The organism is Planomonospora antibiotica, from assembly GCF_014647955.1.
Lineage (GTDB): Bacteria > Actinomycetota > Actinomycetes > Streptosporangiales > Streptosporangiaceae > Planomonospora > Planomonospora parontospora.
Window position 1 is genome coordinate 108,146 of record NZ_BMQE01000001.1, and the last position, 22,481, is coordinate 130,626.

15 protein-coding genes and 1 pseudogene are annotated in these 22,481 nt (G+C 72.5%); 6 read left to right on the top strand and 10 right to left on the bottom strand.

The window, feature by feature from the left end; all coding sequences use genetic code 11:
* The first annotated feature begins 76 nt into the window (after positions 1-76).
* From IEZ06_RS00510 to IEZ06_RS00525, 4 genes are read left to right on the top strand one after another with little or no spacing between them, the layout of a single operon-like run.
* On the top strand, positions 77-1,531 hold the full coding sequence (locus IEZ06_RS00510) for a DUF3375 domain-containing protein (RefSeq protein ID WP_229797682.1): 1,455 nt from the start codon (positions 77-79) through the stop codon (positions 1,529-1,531).
* Positions 1,532-2,098: a DUF4194 domain-containing protein gene (locus IEZ06_RS00515; protein WP_203871985.1), complete on the top strand. Its 567-nt coding sequence runs from the start codon at positions 1,532-1,534 to the stop codon at positions 2,096-2,098.
* On the top strand, positions 2,095-5,448 hold the full coding sequence (locus IEZ06_RS00520) for an ATP-binding protein (RefSeq protein WP_189234651.1): 3,354 nt from the start codon (positions 2,095-2,097) through the stop codon (positions 5,446-5,448). Before IEZ06_RS00515 ends, IEZ06_RS00520 begins: the two co-directional genes overlap by 4 nt.
* Positions 5,445-6,566 (top strand): DUF3322 domain-containing protein, encoded by a 1,122-nt coding sequence (locus IEZ06_RS00525; RefSeq protein WP_189234652.1) that lies wholly within the window; start codon positions 5,445-5,447, stop codon positions 6,564-6,566. The genes IEZ06_RS00520 and IEZ06_RS00525 overlap by 4 nt, the downstream gene beginning before the upstream one ends.
* A gap of 238 nt (positions 6,567-6,804) precedes the next feature.
* Here IEZ06_RS00525 and IEZ06_RS00530 read toward each other — a convergent pair whose 3' ends face one another.
* The 8 genes from IEZ06_RS00530 to IEZ06_RS00565 all read right to left on the bottom strand — a co-directional run bounded on the left by IEZ06_RS00530 (position 6,805) and on the right by IEZ06_RS00565 (position 17,235).
* The gene (locus IEZ06_RS00530; RefSeq protein ID WP_229797683.1) at positions 6,805-9,015 is read right to left on the bottom strand and encodes a TerD family protein; all 2,211 of its coding nucleotides are present in this window, start codon (positions 9,013-9,015) and stop codon (positions 6,805-6,807) included.
* An 88-nt stretch (positions 9,016-9,103) separates the two neighbouring features.
* Positions 9,104-9,916, bottom strand: coding sequence for an SAM-dependent methyltransferase (locus IEZ06_RS00535; protein WP_189234653.1), 813 nt, complete (start codon positions 9,914-9,916; stop codon positions 9,104-9,106).
* 145 nt (positions 9,917-10,061) lie between these two features.
* Positions 10,062-12,134: an iron ABC transporter permease gene (locus tag IEZ06_RS00540; protein WP_189234654.1), complete on the bottom strand. Its 2,073-nt coding sequence runs from the start codon at positions 12,132-12,134 to the stop codon at positions 10,062-10,064.
* On the bottom strand, positions 12,131-13,123 hold the full coding sequence (locus tag IEZ06_RS00545; protein ID WP_189234655.1) for an ABC transporter substrate-binding protein: 993 nt from the start codon (positions 13,121-13,123) through the stop codon (positions 12,131-12,133). The genes IEZ06_RS00540 and IEZ06_RS00545 overlap by 4 nt, the downstream gene beginning before the upstream one ends.
* A gap of 10 nt (positions 13,124-13,133) precedes the next feature.
* Positions 13,134-13,952 (bottom strand): ABC transporter ATP-binding protein, encoded by an 819-nt coding sequence (locus IEZ06_RS00550; protein ID WP_189234656.1) that lies wholly within the window; start codon positions 13,950-13,952, stop codon positions 13,134-13,136.
* 120 nt (positions 13,953-14,072) lie between these two features.
* Positions 14,073-15,236: a phospholipase D-like domain-containing protein gene (locus tag IEZ06_RS00555; protein ID WP_189234657.1), complete on the bottom strand. Its 1,164-nt coding sequence runs from the start codon at positions 15,234-15,236 to the stop codon at positions 14,073-14,075.
* A gap of 137 nt (positions 15,237-15,373) precedes the next feature.
* On the bottom strand, positions 15,374-16,126 hold the full coding sequence (locus tag IEZ06_RS00560; protein WP_189234658.1) for an MBL fold metallo-hydrolase: 753 nt from the start codon (positions 16,124-16,126) through the stop codon (positions 15,374-15,376).
* Between the two features lie 107 nt (positions 16,127-16,233).
* Positions 16,234-17,235 (bottom strand): GlxA family transcriptional regulator, encoded by a 1,002-nt coding sequence (locus IEZ06_RS00565; RefSeq protein WP_189234659.1) that lies wholly within the window; start codon positions 17,233-17,235, stop codon positions 16,234-16,236.
* Positions 17,236-17,589: 354 nt separating this feature from the next.
* On the opposite strand from IEZ06_RS00565, the gene IEZ06_RS00570 reads away from it, so the two are divergent.
* Positions 17,590-19,203 carry a pectate lyase family protein gene (locus IEZ06_RS00570; protein ID WP_189234660.1) on the top strand — a complete coding sequence of 538 codons (1,614 nt, stop codon included), beginning with the start codon at positions 17,590-17,592 and terminating at the stop codon, positions 19,201-19,203.
* A 111-nt stretch (positions 19,204-19,314) separates the two neighbouring features.
* Here the strand turns inward: IEZ06_RS00570 and IEZ06_RS00575 are convergent.
* Positions 19,315-19,553 (bottom strand): annotated as a pseudogene (locus IEZ06_RS00575) (macro domain-containing protein); the annotation flags it as partial.
* A 43-nt stretch (positions 19,554-19,596) separates the two neighbouring features.
* On the bottom strand, positions 19,597-21,027 hold the full coding sequence (locus IEZ06_RS00580) for a S28 family serine protease (protein ID WP_189234661.1): 1,431 nt from the start codon (positions 21,025-21,027) through the stop codon (positions 19,597-19,599).
* 345 nt (positions 21,028-21,372) lie between these two features.
* Here IEZ06_RS00580 and chvE point away from each other — a divergent pair, with 345 nt between their 5' ends.
* Entirely contained in the window at positions 21,373-22,455 is a 1,083-nt protein-coding gene (chvE, locus tag IEZ06_RS00585) for a multiple monosaccharide ABC transporter substrate-binding protein (protein WP_275414843.1), read from the top strand.
* Positions 22,456-22,481 lie beyond the last annotated feature (26 nt).

Below are 22,481 nucleotides of genomic sequence, written 5' to 3' on the forward strand. Positions count from 1 at the left end.
CGGGTCACGGCACCGTCCGGCAGGGCTCGGCTGAATCCGTCGCCGGACGGAAGACACCGGACGGAGGACATATGCCGTGGCACGCTCCTACGATGAGCCGGTGGACTTCGACGAGATCGGCGCGTTGCGCAGGCACCACGCCGCATGGAAGCTCCTGCGCGCCGACAACGCGCCGCTCGTGCTGAGCTTCCTGGGACAGGTGTTCGTCGGGGAGAACGTCAGATCGATCACGGCGGCGGAGCTCTCCGCCCGGCTGGACGACCAGCTGTACGCGCTGAACGAGCGGCTGGGCGAGGGCGCCTTCCCCAAGAGCGCAGCCGCCTATCTCGACGACTGGGCCGCCCCGGAAGCGGGCTGGCTCAGGAAGTACTACCCGCAGGGCTCCGACGAGCCGCACTACGACGCCACCCCGGCGGTGGAGAAGGCCGTCTCGTGGGTCGCCTCACTCGAGGCGCGGTCCTTCGTCGGCACCGAGTCCAGGCTCAACACCATCATGGACCTGCTCCGGCAGATGGTCCTCGGCGCGGAGTCCGATCCGGAGGTACGGCTGGCGGAGCTGCACGCCCGCAGGGCGGAGATCGACCGGGAGATCGCCAGGGCCGAACGGGGCGACATCGACCTGCTCGACCCGGCCGGCCAGCGCGACCGCTACCAGCAGCTGTCCTCCCTGGCCAGAGAGCTGCTGGCGGACTTCCGCGAGGTCGAGGCCAACTTCCGGGCGCTGGACCGGCAGCTGCGCGAGAGGATCTCCACCTGGAGCGGTTCCAGGGGCGAGCTGCTCGACGAGGTGCTGGGGGACAGGGAGAGCATCGCCGACTCCGACCAGGGCCGCAGTTTCCAGGCGTTCTACGACTTCCTGCTCTCCCACGCCAAGCAGGAGGAGCTCTCCGCCCTGCTGGAGCGGGTGCAGTCGCTGGATGAGATCGGCGCTCCGGACCCGCGGCTGCGCCGCATCCACCACGACTGGCTGGACGCGGGGGAGCGGACGCAGGCCACCGTCCGCCAGCTGTCGGAGCAGCTCCGCCGCTTCCTCGACGACCAGGTCTGGCTGGAGAACCGCCGGGTGATGGACATCCTCCGCAGCATCGAGGCCGGCGCCCTCAAGCTACGCGACCGGCGGGACGTCCAGCTGACGGTGGAGATCGAGGGCACCGCCCCGGCGCTCGTCCTGCCGATGGAGCGCCCGCTCTACACGCCCCAGGCCAGAGCCCCGATCGACAGCGAGTCGGTCCGGGCGGGGGATGAGGAGGTGGACGCGACGCTGCTGTTCGAGCAGGCCCACGTGGATCCGGCGCCACTGGCGGCCAACGTGCGACGGGCGTTGCAGCAACGCGAGCAGATCGGCCTGGCCCGGCTCGTCGGCGCGCAGCCGCTGGAACACGGCCTGGCGGAGTTGGTCACCTATCTGTCCCTGACCGGTGAGGGCTTCGAGATCGTCTTCGACGAGGCCCGCACCGAGCGGATCGGCTGGCGCGACGCCGAGGGAGTCGAGCGTGTCGCCGTCCTCCCTGTCGTCACATACGTGAGGTGAATGATGGATCCGGATCTGTCCGTCCCGGTGGTGCAGCTCATGAAGGGTGTCGTCTACCGGGACACCCACGAGCGGGCCTGGCGCGACCTGCTGACGCTGCAGGCGCGGGTGCGCGACTACGTGGCGGTCATGGGACTGACCGTGGTGGTCGACGAGGCCGAGGGATACGCCTTCCTGCGTTCCAAACCCGACGACGGGGAGGGCGAGACGCCGCGGCTGATCCCCCGGCGCGCGCTCTCCTTCCACGTCAGCCTGCTGCTGGCCCTGCTCCGCAAGAAGCTGGCCGAGTTCGACGCCCACAACGCCGACAGCCGGTTGATGCTGACCCGCGAGCAGATCGTGGAGACGGTGCGGTTGTTCCTGCCGGAGACCAGCAACGAGACCCGGCTGGTGGACCAGATCGACGGCCACATAGGGAAGGCGGTCGAGCTGGGCTTCCTGCGCCGGGTCAAGTCCCAGGACGGTCTCTTCGAGGTCCGCCGGATCCTGAAGGCGTTCGTGGACGGCCAGTGGCTGGCCGAGTTCGACGCGCGACTCGCCGACTACGCCGGGGAGCTGTCACGGTGACGGAGGGCCTGTTCAGCGCGGCCGAACTCAACGACCTGGCCGAGGAGCATCTGCCGGGCCACCGCCTGGAGCGGCTGGAGATCTACAACTGGGGAACCTTCGACCGGAAGGTCTGGACGTTCACGCCGTCCGGCCGAAACGGGCTGCTCACCGGCGACATCGGCTCCGGCAAGTCCACACTGGTCGACGCGGTCACCACACTGCTGCTCCCGGCCCACCGCATCTCCTACAACAAGGCGGCCGGGGCCGAGACCCGCGAGCGCAGCCTCCGCTCCTACGTGCTGGGCCACTACAAGTCCGAGCGGAACGAGACCACCGGCGCCTCCCGGCCGGTGGCGCTGCGCGACGCCCGCTCCTACTCGGTGATCCTCGGCGTCTTCGTCAATCGCGGCTTCGAGTCGGCCGTCACGCTCGCCCAGGTCTTCTGGATGCGCGACGGCGACTCCGGCCAGCCCGAGCGCTTCTTCGTCACCGCCGACCGCGCGCTGTCCATCGTGGGAGACCTGTCCGATTTCGGCACGGACATCAAGGCGCTGCGCAAGCGGCTGCGAGAGCGCGGCGTCCGGGTCCACGACGGCTTCCCCGAGTACGGCAGGCAGTTCCGCCGCATGATGGGCATCGAGTCCGAGCAGGCCATGGAGCTGTTCCACCAGACCGTGTCGATGAAGTCGGTGGGCAACCTCGACGACTTCGTCCGCACCCACATGCTGGAGGCGTTCGACGCCGCCGCCTGGACCGGGAACATGGTGGAGCACTTCGACGACCTCACCCGGACGTACGACGCGGTCCGCAGGGCCCAGGCCCAGCTCGAAGAGCTGACACCGCTGCTGGCGCTCTGCGCCGAGCACGACGGGATCACCTCGGAGATCGCCGTGCTCGCCGAACAGCGGGAGGCGGTGCCGTACTTCTTCGCCGAGCGGCGTGCCGAACGGCTCGAACGGCGGATCGCAGAGCTGGAGATCGGCTGGGAGGAGCAGGAGCGGGAGCTGGCCGGGACCAAGAGCGGGCTGGAGAGGCTGCGGGGCCGGGAGAAGCAGCTGGAGCTGGAGCGGGCCGGGCTCGGCGGGGACCGCCTCGGACAGCTCGAAGAGCGGATCAGGGAGGCGGAGCGGCTGCGGGACACGCGCAGGGTCAAGGCCGGGCAGTACGACCGGCTGCTGTCCGAGGCCGGGCTGGCCGAGGTGGGCAGCGCCGAGGAGTTCGCGACGCGGCGGCGGGAGATCTCCGAGGCCGGGTCGGCGGTCGAGCGGGAGCACTCCGATCTGCAGGACCGGCTGACCGGGACCGCCGTGCGGGTCAGGACGGCGGAGCAGGAGGCGGCCGAGCTCAACGCCGAGCTGACCAGCCTCCGGTCCCGGCCGAACAACATCCCCAAGCGCAGCCTCGACCTGCGGCACTGGCTCTGCTCCGAGCTGGAACTGGACGAACGGGAGCTGCCCTTCGCCGGTGAGCTGATCCGGGTACGGCCCGGCCAGGAGCAGTGGGAGGGCGCCGCCGAGCGGTTGCTGCGGGGCTTCGCGCTGTCGCTGCTGGTGCCGGAGGAGCACTATGCGGCCGTCTCCGAGTGGATCGATGAGCACCACCTCGGCGTGCGGGTGGTCTACTACCGGGTGCCCGCCGCGGTCTCACCGGCCGCAGGGCCGGGGGACGGCACGCTGTACGGCAAGCTGGAGATCAAGGACACCGCCTTCCATCCCTGGCTGGAGCGGGAGCTGACCCGGCGGGCCGGTCTCGTCTGCGCGGAGACGACGGCCGAGTTCCGGCGGGCGCCCCGGGCGATCAGCCGGCACGGGCAGATCAAGGAGGCCGGCGGGCGGCACGAGAAGGACGACCGGACCCGCATCGGCGACCGCGGCTCGTACGTGCTCGGCTGGAGCAACGAGCAGAAGATCGAAGCGCTGATCAACCAGGCGCGCTCGATGCACGAACGGCAGAGCCTCCTCAAAGCGGAGCAGCGGGGCCTGCAAACGGGCCTGGAGCAGGTCATCGCGCGCGGGCGGGTACTGGCCGCACTGTCGGCGACGACCGACCACGCGGAGATCGACTGGCGCTCCGCCGTCAGCGACCTCGGGGAACTGGTCCGGGAGAAGGAGGAGCTGGAACGGGCCTCCCGCGAGCTGGAACGGGTCGGCAGGGAACTGGAGGAGACCCGGGCGGAGATCGGGACGGCCGAGCAGGCCCGGGAGCGGCTCACCGGTGCGCTCGGCAAGCTGGAGGAACGGCTGGGCACCGCCCGGACGGAGCTGGACGGCGTGCGGGAGTCGCTGGCCGAGCCGGGCTGCGAGCAGGCCCGCGCCCACTTCCCCGCCCTGGCCGAGCGGGCCGCCGCGGGTGCCGACGAGAACGGCGCGCAGCGCTCGCTCACCTCGCTCATCGAGCACCGGACCGGGCGGCAGACCTCGGTGAGCCACCGCATCGTCTCCGGAATGGCCGCGTTCAAGGCCAGGTACCCGCTGGAGACCGCGGACTTCGACAACTCGGTGCAGGCCGCCCCCGGCTACCGCGAACTCCACCGCCGCCTGGTCGAGGACGACCTGCCCCGCTTCCAGGAGACCTTCAAGACCTACCTGAACACCAACACCATCCGCGAGATCGCCGGGTTCCACGCCCAGCTGGCCAAGCAGGCCGATCTCATCAGGGAGCGGGTGGGCGTCATCAACCGGTCGCTCGCCGGAATCGAGTACAACCCCGGCCGCTACATCACGCTGGAGGCCCGCCGCACCCTCAACACCGAGATCCGGCAGTTCATCGCCGATCTGCGCTCCTGCACCGACAACTCCCTGTCCGGTGACGCCTCCGACCACTACTCCGAGCAGAAGTTCCTCCAGGTCAAGCAGATCATCGAGCGGTTCCGCGGCCGCGAGGGACAGGCCGAGGCCGACCGGGTGTGGACCCGCAAGGTCACCGACGTGCGCAACTGGTTCGTCTTCTCCGCCTCCGAGCGGTGGCGGGAGGACGACTCGGAGTACGAGGCCTACACCGACTCCGGGGGAAAGTCCGGCGGGCAGAAGGAGAAGCTCGCGTACACGATCCTGGCCGCGTCGCTGGCCTACCAGTTCAAGCTCGAATGGGGTGCGGCGCGATCCCGGACCTTCCGCTTCGTGGTGATCGACGAGGCCTTCGGCCGGGGGTCGGACGAGTCGACCCGGTACGCCCTTCAGCTCTTCCGGCGGCTGGGGCTGCAACTGCTCATCGTCACCCCGCTGCAGAAGATCCACGTCATCGAGCCCCATGTGGCGGCGGTGGGCTACGTCGACAACCCCACTCACCGCCACTCCAGGCTGCAGACGCTCACGATCGAGGAGTACCGGGCCGGAAGGCTCGCCCATCTGTCGGCGCCGCCGGCATGAGCTGGACGACGCCGTCCGACGTGGTCGCCCTGCTGCGCAAGCGGTGGGACGCCGGAGCCTATCTCGGCAGGCCGTGGGAGCCGGTGGCGGTGCCGCTGCGCGGCCCGCGCCCGGGAGAGCTCGCCGACCGGTTCGGCGAGGCCCAGGACTGGGTGCGCCGGTGGGAGCAGGTCGATCTGGTACGGCTGGAGCGGGTCAGGACGGGCGGACGGGTGATCGGGACCAACGAGATCCCGCGCCGCGTCTGGATCGACACCTTCGAAGGGCTCTGCGCGCTGCTCCGGGTGGGTCCGGCCGCCCGCCGGTTCGAACACCTGCTGGAGCTGACCGGCCGGCGGTTCCCGGCGCTGACCGGGTGGGTGACGGCCCACCCCATGAAGACGCTGGAGGCCGCCGACGACTGGGAACGCCTCCTGGCCGTCGTCCGCTGGATCGAGACCTGCCCGCCGGGCCTCTACCTGCGCCAGGTGGACGTGCCCGGCGTGGACACCAAGTTCGTCGAGCGCCATCGCGGGATCCTGACCGAACTGCTGGAACTGCGGGTGGATCCGGTCGACGGCGTGCCGCGCACCGATTTCGCCGGCCGCTTCCGCTTCCGGAGGAAACCGGACTACGTGCGGTTCCGGATGCTCGACGGATCACGGATCGGCGGCTTCGGTGAACTGACCGTCCGTGCGGAGGAGTTCCTGGCTCCTCCCGCGCGGCGGATCTTCGTCCTGGAGAACGAGGTGACCTACCTGGCCCTCCCCGAGACGCCGGGGGCCGCGGCGATCCTCGGCGGTGGTTACGGCGTCGGCGTGCTGGAGCGGATGGACTGGCCGGCCGAGGTCGAGCTGGTCTACTGGGGCGATATCGACACCCACGGCTTCGCCATCCTCGACCGGTTCCGCCGCCGTTTCCCGCACGTCCGATCCGTGTTGATGGACCAGGACACCCTGCTGGCCCATCGCGTGCACTGGATGACCGAGCCCAAGCCCACCCGGCAGCCCCTCGGCGCGCTCACCGCCGAGGAGTCCGCGCTCTACCGGGATCTGATCAGCGACGTGTACGGCCCGGCCGTACGCCTGGAGCAGGAGCGGGTGCGCTTCTCGGCGGTGCGGCGGGCGCTCGGGCCCTGACCTCTCCCCGTGGCCGCTTCCCGCGGGGAGGGGTTTCCGCCGCCGTGCCGGCCGGCGGCGAGGGAGGCTCGGGAGCTGTGAGCGCCAGTAGGCCCAGGGGCCTACCTGGAATCGAACCAGGTGAGAAGGAAGCCCCCGAATGGCCCCGCCACCGGATGCGAGGAGAGCGGGAGAGCTGGAGTTTCAATTTGGAAGATTGAGAAGGAAGCCCTCCCATGGCCTCGCGGCCCCCACGGTATCAGGCCGGGATCAGCTCGTGCAGCGTCGCGGCGGTGTACACCCGCGCGCCCGGCGGGAGATCGGCCGGGGCCTCCAGCCCGATGTAGGTGGCCCGCCCGGTCGCGGTGGCGGTGGCGGCGGTGGCGGTGGCGGCGGTGACAGGAGCGGTGGCCTTCGCACGCAGCAGGTCGGCGAGGTAGCGGACCCGGAGGTGGTCGCGTTCCACGATCGAGCGCACCAGCAGCGACGTGGTCACCCGGTTGCCCTCGACCTGGTTGAACCGGGGATGACCCTTCAGGTAGAGGTGCAGCCACTTCACCCGCCAGGCCCCGTCGCCGCCGCGGAGGAAGACCAGCGGCAGGGCGATCCGGCCGGAGCCGCGCAGGTCCGACTTCATGCGCACGGTACGCGGCTCGAAGGGGCGGCCCTCCTGCTCGGCGTCCCTGGTCATGAAACCGAAGAACGCCTCCGCCGCCTCGTCGAACGGCTCTCCGGAGTAGACGTTGACCAGCGGGATGATGATCGGCCGGGTCGCCTCGGCGAGGCGGACGTCGATGAACTCCGAGGCGCCGTCGGCGGCGTCGGTGAGGTCGCCCGAGTACTGCGCGAAGTCGCCCGAGTAGTTCGTCCAGGAGACCTGCTCCGGGTCGCCGTAGGAGGCGTCGAGCATGAGCGCCGACAGGTCGTAGTCGGTGCGCTGCCCGGCCTGGCGCCAGTGGACGAAGAACCTGAGCAGTTCCCCGTCCACCCGGGACAGCGACCCGCGGGGGAGCATGCCGAGCCCGGGGACGACCGCCTTGCCCGACAGGGGCAGGGCCACGTCGAGGACGTCGGGGTCGACGACGAGCTCGCCGGGATCCGGGAGCCGGCGGGTGATCTCCTCGTCCAGGATGGCGAGCAGCCGCCCCAGCGTCTCCTCGCCGAGCGGCGCGCGGCCGTCCGGGGTCGTCCACGCCCTGCCGTACCGGTTGACGAAGACGCGGCCGGCGGCGGGCGCGATCCGGTTCTGCAGGTGCTCGCGGAGGGAGAGCAGCACGCGGCCGGACGCCCGTCCGGCGGATCTCTCGGCGGCGTCCAGTACGGCCGACGGGGACGAGCCGGTCCGCAGCAGGTGGTCGAGGCGGCGCAGCAGCGCGCCGGGGGCGTGCTCCAGCAGCCGGACGGCGTCGGCGGTACGGCCGGCCGACAGGGCGGCCTCGACCCGGCTGTCGAGGCCGGCGACCCTGCGGGCGCCCCGGGCCGCCTCGAAGACCTGGGCGGCCCGCGGGAACCGCGGGAACTCGTGCGGGTGGAGCCGCTCGCCGAGCCGCTTCCACTGCTCCCGGTGGCGGGTGACGTCGCCGTGCGAGGCCGGGGGCAGGCCGTCCAGCGCGGCCAGGAGGGCGCGGCGCTCGGGGCGGCGGAACGAGCGGAACCGGGTGGGCGCGGCCAGCGTGACATCGCCGCCGGAGGCGCCGCAGGCCAGCCGGAGCACGTCGGTCACCGTGTCGACGAGCAGGGGGAGGCCGGCGGCCAGCCGTACCTCGTTGACGACGGCGCGGTTCTCGCGCACGGGAACGTCCTCGGGCTGCTCGGCGCAGAACGAGGCCAGCGAGCGCAGGGCCGCCAGGTCCTCGGCGGCGAGCGGCGCCTGCGAGCCCGCCAGGGAGAAGTAGAGGTCGCGCGCCTCGGACTCCAGGTTCCCGCCCGCTTCCAGTACGGTCACCCGGTCACCGGCCAGCGGGACCAGCTCCGCGTGCGCGGCCAGCAGCTCGGCGTAGGTGTGCCGGTAGCGGCCGTATCCCGGCAGGCTCAGCAGGTCGAGCGTGGACGGCCGGACCCGCGCGGCGGCCGGGTCGAGCGCGGTGACCGGGTCGAGCAGCGCCTCGCGCAGCAGGCCGGCCCAGAACTCCACGGTGTCGGGCACGTTGGCGGGGAAGTCGATGAAGTAGGCGTTGTGCCGCACGTGGTCGCCGACCAGCCGGCGGACCGCGGCCAGGACGCGCACGCCGAGGTCGACCACCGTCTCGCCGGGCAGCCCCGCCAGACGGGCGAGCAGGGCCGGCGAGCACGTGAACCCCACGCTCAGCAGCGCGGCGTCGAGCTGCCGGGCGGCCGTCTCGCCCCAGCCCGGCACGGCGTCCGCGGGAGCGCCGAGGGGGACCCGCAGCCGCCTGGTGATGACGAGGCTCTCCAGCGCGAGGCTTTCCGGCGCGGGGTTTTCCGGCGGGAGGTTTTCCAGAGCGTCCACGGATGCACCTTATAGGCGGATACGTGAGGTGATTATTGATTTTCTCCTGGTGCTCTGTGCCGCCTCGGCGGACACCCCGGACGGGGCTTCACGGTTTGCGGGCGACCCCGCAGAACTGGGACACCTCGTCGGGCTCACCCCAGGGCTCGGCTTCGGCGCGCCAGCGCGAGCAGGACACCACGCCGGGCTCCAGGAGCTCCAGCCCGTCGAAGAACGTCGCCAGGTGGCGGCGGTCGCGGGCCACGATCGGGGTGCCGCCCCGCTCCATGAACCGCCGCATCGCCTCGTGCATGGCCTCCCCGTGGACCTCGGCCGTGGCGTGCGCGATCGCCAGGTAGCTGCCGGAGGGCAGGGCGTCGACCAGCTCCCGTACGATCTTCCCCGCCTCGGCGTCGTCGACGATGTGGTGCAGGATGCCCAGCAGCATCAGCGCGACGGGTTCGGTGAAGTCGAGCGTCTGCGCGGCGACCCGCAGGATGTGCTGCGGGTCGCGCAGGTCGGCCTCGATGTACTGGGTGCGGCCCTCGGGCGTGCCGGCGAGCAGGGCACGGGCGTGCGCCAGGACGATCGGGTCGTTGTCGACGTAGACGACCCGGGACTCCGGGGCGATCCGCTGCGCGACCTCGTGGGTGTTGTCGGCGGTGGGCAGGCCCGTGCCGATGTCGAGGAACTGGCGGATGCCCGCCTCGCCCGCCAGGTGCCGTACGGCCCGGCCCAGGAACGCCCGGTCGGCGCGGGCCGCTTCGACGATGCCCGGGATGAGCTGCTTGACCATCTCCCCGGCCTCGCGGTCGGCCGGGTGGTGGTCCTTGCCGCCCAGCCAGTAGTTCCAGATGCGGGCCGAGTGCGGCCGGTCGAGGCCGAGATCACGCGGAGCGCCGGATTCGCGGGGGGTGTCCATGGGTCAGGTCCATTCATGCGGGGGTTCGCGCCGAACACGACCGCCTTAGTCGATCATGACCGCTCGTGCCGCGGCAAGCCCCCGGACGGAGCGGATCGAGCGCTCCGTCCGGCGGCCGGGCCGTACCCGGAGGCCGGGGCCCCGGTCAGCCGTCCGCCTGTGCCCGCGAGCGCCACAGCAGCCAGACGAAGTACGGCGTGCCGAGCAGCGCGGTGACGAGCCCGGCGGGCACCTGGGCCGGGGCGATGACGGTGCGCCCGAGCGTGTCGGCCAGGCTCACCAGCAGGGCGCCGAGGAGCACCGCCACCGGCAGGACGCGGGCGTGACTCGCGCCGACCAGGGCGCGGGCGGCGTGCGGGGCGATCAGGCCGACGAAGCCGACCACGCCCACGGCGGAGACCGCGGTGGCGGTCAGCAGCACCGAGCCGCCCAGGGCGGCCAGCCGTACCGGTTCCAGGGGGACGCCGAGGACGCGGGGGCTGTCCTCGTCCAGGGAGAGCAGGTCCAGGTCGCGGCGGAGCCAGACGATCAGCGGGAGCACCAGGGCCAGGGCCAGCGCGACCGGGATGAGCTGGGCCGGGACGCGGCCGTAGGTGGAGCCGGACAGCCAGGTCAGCGCCATGGCGGTGTTCCACGGGTCCGCCTTGACGATGATCAGCACGGTGACGGCGGTGCAGGCCGCCTGCACGCCGACGCCGATCAGCACCAGGCGGTCGGAGTTCAGCCCGCCGCGCCACGACAGCAGGTACACCGCGGCGGAGGCGGCCAGCGCCCCGGCCATGGCCGCCGCGGACATGGGCCAGATCCCGGCGAGCGGCGCGAGGGCCAGCAGAGAGATCGCGCCCACGCCCGCACCGGCGGTGACGCCGAGCATGCCGGGCTCGGCCAGCGGGTTGCGGCACACCGCCTGGACGGCCGTGCCCGCGGCGGCCAGCGCGGCGCCGGCGAGCACCGCGGCGAGGACCCGGGGATAGCGCTGGTCGAGCACGAAGGTGAGGCCGCGGCCGGTCCGGCCGTTCAGCCAGTTGACCAGGTCGCCGCCCAGGATCCAGGTGTCGCCGCCGAGCATGCCGAGGAAGACCGCTCCGGCGAGCAGGACCGCGCAGGTGGTCACCACGGTCAGGAAGGCGGCGCGCGAGCGGGCCGCGACCCGCACGATCGGCGGCTGGCGGGTCGGCCCGGCGTCCCGGTAGCGGCGGGCCAGCCACACCATCACCGCGGCGCCGAACAGCGAGGTCACCACGCCGGGCGGCACGTCCACGCCCGCCTGCCCGCCGAAGACGGCGCGCAGCCCGATGTCGGAGCCGAGGACGACGAGTACGCCGACGAGGCCCGCCATCGGCAGCGTCGTCCGGTGGCGGTGCACGCCCGGGAGCAGCCTGACGATCACCGGCGCGCACAGGCCCACGAACCCGATGGGGCCCGCGACGGTCACCGCGGCGGCGGCCAGCAGGACGGCCAGGAGCGTCAGTCCCAGGCGCAGCCGCCCGACGTTGACGCCGAGCACCGTGGCGGTGTCGTCGCCCAGGGAGAGGATGTCGAGCCTCGGCCCGGCCAGCACGGCGGCGGCCACGGCCAGCAGGATCAGCGGGCCCAGCTGCGTGACGGCCTCGAGGTCGCTCTGCACGAGCGAGCCGCTGCCCCAGGCGAACAGCCCGGTGGTCTCCTCCTCGAAGAGGATCAGCAGCAGGTTGGTGAGCGAGTGCAGCGCCAGCGCGGTCGCCGAGCCCGCCAGGATCAACCTGGTCGTGCCGGTCCGGCCGCCCGCGGCGAGCGCCATCACCAGGGCGGCCGTCGCCAGGCCGCCCAGCAGGGCGAGCAGGCCCGACAGGAACAGCGGCAGCGTCAGGCCGAAGGCCGCCGCCGCGGCGACCGCGAAGTAGGCGCCGGCGCTGACCGCCAGCGTGTCGGGCGAGGCCATGGGGTTGCGGGAGACGGCCTGCAGCAGCGCGCCCGCCACGCCCAGGGCGACGCCGACGGTGACCCCGGCCAGCAGCCGGGGCAGCCGGGAGGCCAGCAGGATCCGGGCGGCCTCGCCGTCGGTGTCGCCGAACGGCAGCCGGAGCAGGTCGAGGGCGCCGATCGACGACGTGCCCTGCGTCACGTGGACCGCGGCGGCCACGACGACCGCCGCCAGCGTCAGGAGGAGCGCGCCGGCGCTCCCCAGCCGCCGCAGCGGGGCGGGGGGCGCCGGCGGGGCCTGGAGAGTGGTGCTCAACCGGTGTAGGCCTTCACGAGGGCTTCGGCGTACTGCTTGGACGACAGCGGCCCGCCGAAGGTCCAGATGCCGTCGGGCAGCTTGGTGACCTGCTTCTTCTCGACGAACGGCAGCTTCTTCCAGATGGCGTTCGAGGCCAGCCCGTCGGCGAAGACGTCGGTGCCGTCGGAGGCGTTGTAGAAGAAGCGGGTGTCGGGGTCCTTCAGCGCGGTCAGGCCCTCGACGTCGGTGGCGCCCAGGCCCCACACCGGGTCCACCTCGCCCGTCCAGGCGTTGACCAGGCCGAGCTCGGTGGCGATGTCGGAGACCAGCGCGCCCTTGCCGAACATGCGGATGGAGATCTTGCTGCCGTCCTTCCAGCCGTCGGCCATGGCGAACGGCTTGCCGGCGGCGCCCGCGGCGGCGAGCTTGCTCTTGCCGTCGGCCAGTGCGGCGTCGAAGTCGGCGAGGAGCTTGTCCGCCTCGGCGGTCTTGCCCAGCGCGGTGGCGATCAGCTTGAGGTCGCTCCGCATCCGGCCCAGGTTGTCCTTCGCGTCGCTGCCCTTGAAGGTGATGACGGGGACGAACTTCTCCAGCTGCGGCACCAGCGCGGAGTCGCGCTCGGCCTCCATGACGACCAGATCGGGCTGGAGGGCGGCGATGGAGTCGACGCTCGGCTCCTGGCGGGTGCCGACGTCCTTGACCGAGGGGTCGAGCTTGGCCGCGGTCACCCAGGTGCCGTAGCCCTTGGTGTCGGCCACCCCGATCGGCATGACGCCGAGGCCGACCGCCATCTCGGCCTCGCCCCATTCCAGGGCGACCACCTTGGTGGCGGGACGGTCGAGGGTGACCTGCTTGCCGCGGCTGTCGGTCACGGTGATGGGGGAGGCGGAGGCGGGGGCCGTGCCGCCGGAGGCGGCCGGTTCGGGAGCGGCGGTCTCGGTGGTGCCGCAGGCGGCGAGCACGGCGGCGGCGGCCACGGCCACGAGGGCGGTGCGCAGGGGGTTCATGGTGTTCCTGTCAGGTTGTGGCGGGGACGCTTCTGGTGTGCCGGCCGATCGGCCGGGTGGACACCGTTCCCGTCCTCGGGTCGTGCGTGACCTCGATGCGGATGCCGTACACCTCGGTGAGCAGCTCCTCGGTGAGGACCTCGGCGGGCGGCCCGTCGGCCCGGACGCGGCCTCCGTGTAGCAGGACGACGTGGTCGGCCAGCTCGGCGGCCTGGTTCAGGTCGTGCAGGACGACGCCGACGGCCACGTCGTGGTCGTCGGCCAGGTCGCGCACCAGATCGAGCAGCTCGATCTGGTAGCGCAGGTCCAGGAAGGTGGTGGGCTCGTCCAGGAGCAGGACGCCGGTGTCCTGCGCCAGGCAGGTGGCCAGCCACACGCGCTGCAGCTCGCCGCCGGACAGCTCGTCCGCCGCGCGGTCGGCCATCGCGGTGACGCCGGTGAGCTCCATCGCCCTGGCGACCGCGGCGTCCCCTCCGGGGTCGCCCGCCCGCCACCGGCCCCGGTAGGGGTGCCTGCCGTACCCGATGACGTCCCGCACCCGCACGCCGGAGGGTGTGGGGCGGCTCTGCGCCAGCAGCGTGACCCGCTTGGCGAAGTCGCGGGCGGACATGTCCAGGGCGGACACGTCGTCGGCCAGCGTCACCGTGCCCGCCTCCGGCCGGTGCAGCCGGGCCAGCGCCCGCAGCAGGGTGGACTTGCCGCTGCCGTTCGGGCCCACCAGGGCCGTCACGAGTCCCCGCCGCAGGGTGATGCGGCCGTTCTCGACGACGGTGGCGCCGTGGTAGCCCAGACGCAGGTCGGCTCCACGCAGCGAGATCTTCTCGGTCACGGAGATTAGGTTAGGCTTACCTAGATAAATGTCAACTTTCAACTATTTCGATCATGCCTGGGCGATCTGATGGCGGCCACCGGGCCACCGGGCCACCGGGCCGCGGGGCCGCCCGGCTCGCTACGGCGGGGACGGCCTGCCCATGAAGCGCTCGCCCGCCGCCTCGATGCGCCGGATCTCGGCGCGGAAGAAGCGGGCCAGCTCGGCGCAGGCGGCGGGGTCGACCGGGCCTCCCTCGCGGGCGGGCAGGTCCGGGTAGGGGCTGCCGAGGACGAAGATGTTCTCGTCGTTGTAGTTGTTGGCGGGCGCGGTGTAGTTGAAGGACCCGGCGACGACGACCGCCTCGTCGATCACCATGAGCTTGTGGTGGAGCTTGCCGAAGGCGGGCTCGCGCCTCGGGAAGTACAGCTCGATGCCGGCGCGGTCCAGGTCGTGGGTGGCCGCCCAGGCCTGCGCGCCCTGGCCGGGGTCCATCACGCCGGTGACGGTACGGCCGGCCGCGGCCAGGGCGATCATGGCGTCGTCGATGCCGGACGAGCCGGAGAAGGTGAAGATGGCGAAGTCGACGCGCGCGGCGGCCTTGAGCATCTGCTTCATGATCTCCAGCTCGGGCGCGTGGTCGGGGGCGAACAGCACCTTCACCGGTACCCCGCCGAGGCTGTAGGCGGCGGGGACCTTGCCGTGGGCGCCCCGGCCGAATCGCCCCTCGCGCAGCTGGTCGAACTCGGCGGTGTACACCCGGCAGATCCGCGGGTCGTGGAAGACCACGACGTGGTTGAGGTTGCGGTGGCAGTCGGTGCCGGTGAAATTCGCCGAGCCCGACAGGATCGCCGACGTGGGCAGGGCGCGTTCGCGGTGGTCGCGGATGACGAACTTCTGGTGGAAGATCGCCGGGTTGTAGTCCGCCTTCACGTCGACGTTGCAGCGCAGCAGCGCGGCCAGGATCCTCCGGTTCGGCTCCAGGCTCCGCGCCCCGTCCTCCCCGCCCCACTGGACCCGGCGGCGGGCCGCGGCCTCGTCCTCGCCGGGCCGCACGGTGACGGCCGGCGGCCTCGCGGAGACCAGGTAGTCCTGCTCCAGCACCATGCGGACGTCCACCCCGCGGAAGCGGGCGTCCAGGACGGCCTGGGCGATGGGCTCGGAGTCGAGCTCCTGCACGGCGATGTCCAGGGAGCGCCGCGCGCCGCCGATGAAATCGACGATCACGCGTTCGAGGTCGTCGGCCGCGCCCAGCTCGACGGGGCCGACGAAGGCTTCGATGCCGCCCCCGGCGAACGTCGTCATACTGCGAGCGTTTCACCACTGAAACCGGCATACAAGATTAAAGTCGCAAATCAAGTGACATCTCGGTCTGGTCGATCTGCTCGATCTGTCTGGCATGCCGGGCGGAGCGGGACGGCGGTCCGCTCCGCCCGCCCATCTCAGGCGAGGACCTCGGGGACGCCGGGGGTGAGCCAGTGCAGGCGGCCGGCGAGTCCCTCGGCTGCGAAGGCCGCGGTCACCTGGGAGGGGTCCTCGGTGAAGTGCTCCCAGGAGGCGTAGTGGATCGGGCAGACCCGGCGGGCCCCCAGCGAGCGGGTGAGCGCCGCGCCCTGCGCGCCGTCCATGCAGATCAGCTCGCCGCCGCCGAAGCCCTGGATGCGCGGGGCCCCCAGGTGCAGCAGCGCGGTGCCGACGGTGAACCGGCGGCCGATCTCGTCGAGCTCCTCGACGTAGACGGTGTCGCCGGAGACGTAGAGGGCCTCGTCCTCGCCCGGCTCCTCGACGACGAAACCGGTGACGTCGCCGAAGGGGCCGTGCACGCCGGGGGTGCTGGTGATCCGCAGGGTCCTGCCGCCGACGGTCAGCTCGCGGGTCTCCCAGGGGGCCAGGCCGACGGCCCCGCCGCCGAGGCGGCCGGCACCGCTGACGGTGGTCAGCACCGGGCGGCCGTCGAGCAGCGTGCGGCCCGTGGTGTCCAGGTTGTCGTAGTGCTCGTCGTGGCTGAGCAGGACGGCGTCCACCGGCGGCAGGTCACCGGCCGCGATCGCCGGGCCCCGGGTGCTGCGCAGGACGACGGGACCGTAGTCGAACTCGGCCGGGGCGGGGTCGAAGACCGGGTCGGTGAGCAGGCGCAGCCCGCCGATCTCCAGCAGGACGGTGGCGGTGCCGATGTGCGTGGCGGTGATCTTCATTCCGGGTTCTCTCCTCGGTGGGCGCGCCCCGTGGGGGCGTGCGGGATCGGCCGGTGCCACGGGTGCGGCTCCGGCTGCGGGAAGGCGTGGTCGCGGGCGGCCCGGGGTCAGGCGGGGGCGGTGGTGCGGAACCTGCTCCGGTACTCGCCCGGGGTGGTGCCCAGCCGGTCGCGGAAGACCCGGTGCAGGGTCTCCACCGAGCGGAACCCGCAGGCCCTGGCGATGTCGGACGGCAGGCGGGACGTGCGCTCCAGCAGCCGGCGGGCGGCCTCCAGCCGCATGCCCTCGACGAACGCGCCCGGCGTGCTCCCGGTCTCGGCGCGGAAGACCCGGGCGAAGTTCCGCTCGCTCATCGCCATCCGTGCGGCCAGTGCGGGCACCGACAGGTCGGCGTCCAGGTGCTCGCCGATCCACAGCCGCAGGCCGCGGATGTCCTGCCGGTCGCCGGGGCGCTGCGCCAGGGGCACGCTGAACTGGCTCTGGCCGCCCGGCCGCTGCAGGTACATGACCATGGCGCGGGCCACGTCGAGCGCGAGCTCGTCACCGTGGTCCTCGGCGACCAGCGCCAGGGCGAGGTCCATCGAGGAGGTGACGCCCGCGCTGGTCCACATCCGCCCCGAGCGGACGAAGATCGGATCGGGTTCGACCTCGATCTCGGGGTGGTCGGCGGCGAGCCGGCCGACCGTCGCCCAGTGGGTGGTGGCGCGGTGCCCGTCCAGCAGGCCGGCGGCCGCGGTGACGTGCGCGCCGGCGCACACCGACGCCACCCGCCCCGCCCGCGGACCGGCCTCCCGCAGCCACGCCACCACGCCCGCGTCGACCTGGGGGACCGGCCCCTCCGGGCCGATCAGCATCCGGCCCGGCACCAGCAGCGTGTCGATCGTCCCGCGCTGCTCGGAGAACACCTCCTCCACGCACAGCCGGACACCGGAGAAGGTCGGCACCGGGCCGCGCCGCTCGCCGGCCAGCCGTACCTCGTAACCGGCGCGCCCGCCCAGGAACCGCCCGGCCATCGCGAAGACCTCGGCCGGGCCGGTCACGTCCAGCGTGTCGACTCCGGGGAACATCGCGACCACGACCAGGTGGGGGACGGCGGGAGAGGTGCTCATGCCGTCAACTATCGGGGGGACCGGCTGCTGGCCGCAATGACAGGTCATTGCAGGATCCCGCCATGATCGGCGGGCCGGGCGCCGTGGTCGTCCGGGACCCGCAGGGCCGGGCGCCGTGGTCGTCCGGGACCCGCAGGGCCGGGCGCCGTGGTCGTCCGGGACCCGGCGGGCGACGAGAGGGCGGCCGGTTCCGTTCATGAAAGTTTCATGGGCCATTGACGTTGGGAAAACGCTTTCCTACGGTGGGCCCTGTCCTTCACACGGACACGTGCACTCACGTGAGCGGCGCGTACTCGCTGGGGGGAATCCGTCACGCAGGTCCCCGGACCTGCCGGACCAGCAAGGAGCTCGGCTGTGCCAAGCAGATTCGACAGAAAGGCTGCGGCCGTCGCCGTCGTCGGCGCGCTCGCCGCGTCCGGATGGGCGGTCGGCACCGCCGCCGCTGCGGCCGCCCCGGCACCCGGTGCCTACACCATCGTCAACGACGCGAGCGGCCTGTGCCTGGCCGTCCCCGGAGCCGGTGGCTCCGACGGCCTCCAGCTCACCCAGGCCGGCTGCGGCGCCGCCGGCCAGACCTGGCAGCTGACCGCCGCCGGCGGCGGCTTCCAGCTCAGGGCCGCCCACAGCGCCAAGTGCGCCGGCGTCAAGGACGCCTCCACCTCCGCCGGCAAGGCCGTCCAGCAGGAAGCCTGCACCGGCGCCGCCTCGCAGACCTGGAACCTGGTCGCCGCCGGCGCCGCCTACCGGGTGGTCAGCGCGGGCAGCGCCAAGTGCCTCAACACCAAGGACAACTCCACCGCCTCCGGCGCCCTCGTCCAGCAGAACTCCTGCGACTCGGCCGCCACCAAGCGGTGGCGTCTCGTCCCGGCGGGCGGCGATCCCACGGCCACCCCCACCGCCACCCCGACGGCCACACCGACGGCCACGCCCACGGCCACACCGACGGCCACACCGACAGTGACCCCGACGGCCACACCGACCAGCCCCGGAGGCAACGCGGGCGGCCTGGTCGGCTTCGCCACCCTGAGCAAGTACGGCCGGACCGGCACGAACGGCGGTGCGGGCGGCCAGACGGTGACCGTGACCACCTACGCCCAGCTGGCGGCGGCCGTCGCCGACGACACGCCCCGGATCGTCCGGGTGTCGGGCACGATCACCGGCACCGGCGCCAAGATGCTGGACGTCGGGTCGAACAAGACCATCATCGGCGTCGGGTCGAACGCCACGATCAACGGCTTCGGCCTCGACGTCAACGGCTGGGGCCCGGAGGAGGTCGCCTGGGGCGGCGACCTCTGCGACCCCGCCGAGAAGGACCGGTTCACGCGCGTCCAGAACGTGATCATCCGGAACCTGACCTTCCGGAACTCCACCGACGACTCGGTCAACGTGCAGTGCTACTCGCACCACGTCTGGGTCGACCACAACACCTTCCACTCCTCCGCCGACGGCTCGGTGGACGTCAAGCGCGGCTCCGACCTGGTGACGGTCTCCTACAACCGGTTCATCGGCACGGACAAGTCGATGCTGCTGGGCCACAGCGACAAGAACGGCGCGCAGGACACGGGATACCTGAACGTCACCTACCACCACAACTGGTTCGACGGGTCGAACACCCGCCACCCGCGGGTGCGGTTCGGCTACGCCCACGTGTTCGCCAACTACGTGGAGGTCGACGACTACTTCCTCGGCCTGGGCGTCGGCGGCAGGATCTACGCCGAGAGCAACCACGTGAAGAGCGCCAAGACGATCACGCAGGACTTCGGCGACACGAAGCTGACCTGGACGGGCAGCAACTTCTACGACCCGGCCACGATCGGCCGGGCGCAGGACAGCGGCAAGACCATCGACGACTGGCTGCGCGCCGACGGCGGCGTCGCGGCGCCGCCGTACGCCTACTCGGCCGGGACCGCCTCCGCCACCCCGCCCGCCGCGGGCGCGGGTGTCGCCGGCGCGGACTCGCTGCCGTAGCACTCCGCGGAAGCCGCGGAGCCCGGCCCCGTTCCGGGGCCGGGCTCCCGGAACAGGGCCGGCCGGGAGAGGTCAGGAGACGCCCGCGGGTCCGGTGCCCGCCAGGGCGGGGTGGTCGATCCAGCGGGCGGGGAGGTCCCCGGCCGTGGTCGCCGCGGCCAGGCCGGTCGGCAGCCCTTCGCCGTAGTGCGAGGCGCGCGGTTTCCGGCACTCCGCGAGGATCGCGGGCCCCCGCGCCGGTGGATCGCCCCGTCAACCCCGCCGCCTCCCAGCAAGAAGGAGTTGGCGGCGTTGACGACGACGTCGGCGTCCTGTCCGGTGACGTCCTCCTGGACCAGGGCGATCCGCATGGGGACGAGTCTGCCAGCGGATCGCGTACCGCGCGCCCTGGGCTCAGAAGCGCCGGCGGGGGAGCATGTCGTCGTCGGGGACGGACGACGGGGCCCTCCGCGCGGCCGGCGGGGCGCCGGCCACCCCGGCCCAGCGGCGCAGGGTCGCCGTCGCGGCCTCGCGGTCGGCCTCGGCCAGGCCGGCGATGTTCGCGCCGTGGTTGGCGCCCGGCGCGACGTACAGGTGGGAGTCGTTCCGGCTGGGGGTGAACCGCTCCGCGCCCCACGGGTCGTTCTCGCCGTAGACGAACATCATCCGGCTCGACCGGGTGCGCACCCAGTGGTCCACGTCCAGCATCGGCCGCGGGTCGTGCGCCGCGGGGCGCAGCTCGGCGGGCAGGACCGAGTCGGGCCGGTAGAGGTTGTGGTAGCGGGTCAGGCCGCGCAGGTGCCGGAACCTCAGCTCGGGCCAGCCGAGCTGGGTGGACGCCTGGTAGTAGTACGGCGTGTAGTACTCGACGCCCTGGTCGGTGTAGAACGAGAAACCCGCGACGGAGTCGATCCAGTCGTAGATCTCGTCGTCGGAGGCGGTGGCGGGCGGCACCTTCGCGCAGTCGGCCGTGGTGGAGTACTGCCAGAACGCCCACACCGTGTCGAGCACCGTCATCTCGAACGACCGGTCGGCGGTGCCGAGCGTCCGGGCGAAGGTGTAGCCGTTGTCCGCGGCGTACGCCTCCAGCCGGGGCACCAGCCGCTCGCGGCGCCTGAGCGCCTCCTGCTGCACGCCGTCCAGCGCGGCGCGGCAGGCGGCGTCGCCCACACCGGCGAAGAACCGGTCGTAGGCCCGGTCGAGGGGGTTGACCCGGTCGTTCGGCGCGACGTAGGCCACCACGCCGTCCACGTCACCGGGGTGGAAGCGCCGGTGGTAGACCGAGGTCATGCCGCCCTTGCTGGCGCCGGTCTGGATCCACCTGCCGGAGTAGACGGCCTTGAGCGCCTGGACGATGCGGTGCTCGTCGTCGGCCTCCTGCCGGATGTCGAGCCTGCGCCAGTCGGCCGGGTCGGGCCGGGAGGAGCGGAAGAACCGGTGCTCGACGGAGAGCTGGTTGCCGTCGAGCAGCCGCGTCGGCTCGGTCCGGGAGGGGGACGGGTTCACCGGCAGGCCGTACCCGCCGGTGAAGAGCACCATCGGCGCGTCCTCCGCGCGGTGCAGCAGGGTGAGCCGCTGCTGGAAGGTGCCCCTGCGGGGGTCGCGGTGGTCCACCGGCTGGGTGAAGGACAGGACGAAGAAGCGGTAGCCGGTCGGCCGGGTCTCGGAGACCACGGTCAGGCCGGGGACGGCCCTGAGCCTGGTCAGCAGGGTGTCCTCGGCCGCCGCCGCCGCTGTGGCGGGCGGCGCGGCCGGTTCCGCCTGCGCCGAGGCGGGGAGCGCGGTGGAGGCGGCGGTGAGCAGCGAGAGCACGAGGGCGGGGATCACCCGGGTTCGCACGGTCATCTCTCCTGGGGGGTGGTCGCGGTCACCGGGAGCGCGGAGTTCCGCGGGGAGGGCGGCTGCCGGGTTCCGATGATCGCTGGGGAGCGGGTCGCCTCATTGTCACCGCGCGGGCGCCCGCGCCGCGAGCCCCCGGCCCGTACGGCGTGCCCCTCCCGCGCCGGCGGGGACGGCGCGGTGCACGCCCGTCCAGGTCCGCGGCCGTGGTCCGCGGCCGGATTTCGTTCAGATCGCGGTCCGGGGCGCCGATCTGCTTGACAGGGCGGCGGCCGCCGTTCCCTGCCGCCGGAGGGAGCCTCCGGCAGGTGGACTCCCCGAACGACCTGTTGGAGGACGAGAGTGCGTAGCATGATTCCCAAGATCGCCGTCGCGATGGGCGCGCTGGTGCTGACGGCGGCGGGCTGCGCCGTCGACGGGGCCTCCGCCTCCGGGCCGGCCGACCGCGGCACCGTCGGGATCACGCTGCCGACGACGGCCCGGCCGCGCTGGATCAAGGACGGCGGCAGCATGAAGAAGCAGCTGGAGCTGCTCGGCTACAAGGCCGACCTGCGGTACGCCGAGGACGACGCCGCCACCCAGGCCGACCAGGTCGAGGAGATGGTGGACAACGGGGTCAAGGCCCTGGTCATCGGCGCCGTCGACGGTCCTGTCCTGAAGGACGTGCTGGAGCGGGCGGCCGCGGACGACATCCCGGTGATCTCCTACGACCGGCTGCTGCGGGGCACGCCGAACGTCGACTACTACGCCACCTTCGACAACTTCCGGGTCGGCGTGCTGCAGGGCAGGGCCATCGTCGACGGGCTCAAGCTGGCCACGGCCAAGGGCCCCTTCAACCTCGAGCTGTTCGGCGGGTCGCCCACCGACAACAACGCCACGTTCTTCTTCAACGGCGCGATGAGCGTGCTGCAGCCCCACATCTCCTCCGGGAAGCTGGTGCTCAGGAGCGGCAAGCGCGAGTTCGCCGACATCAGCACCGTCGGCTACGAGACGAAACTGGCCCAGACCCGCATGACCGGGCTGCTGGCGAAGCACTACCGCTCGGCGTCCGTCCACGCGGTGCTGTCGCCGCTGGACCGGATGTCCCTGGGGATCGTCGCGGCCCTCCAGGCGGACGGGTACGGCACCGCCGCCAAGCCCATGCCGGTCGTGACCGGGCAGGACGTGGAGGTGGACTCGGTGAAGCTGATCGCCGCGGGCAAGCAGAGCGCGACGGTGTTCAAGGACACCCGCGAGCTGGCCAAGGTCGCGGTGCGGATGACCGACATGCTGCTGCGCGGTGAGACGCCCGAGGTCAACGACACCGAGCAGTACCACAACGGCGCGAAGACCATGTCGACCTTCCTGCTGCAGCCGGTGGACGTCGACAAGTCGAACTACGAGCGCATCCTCGTCGACAGCGGCTACTACACCGCCGAGCAGATCAGCGGCTGACCGCCCCGCGGACCGGGGCCCGGCCC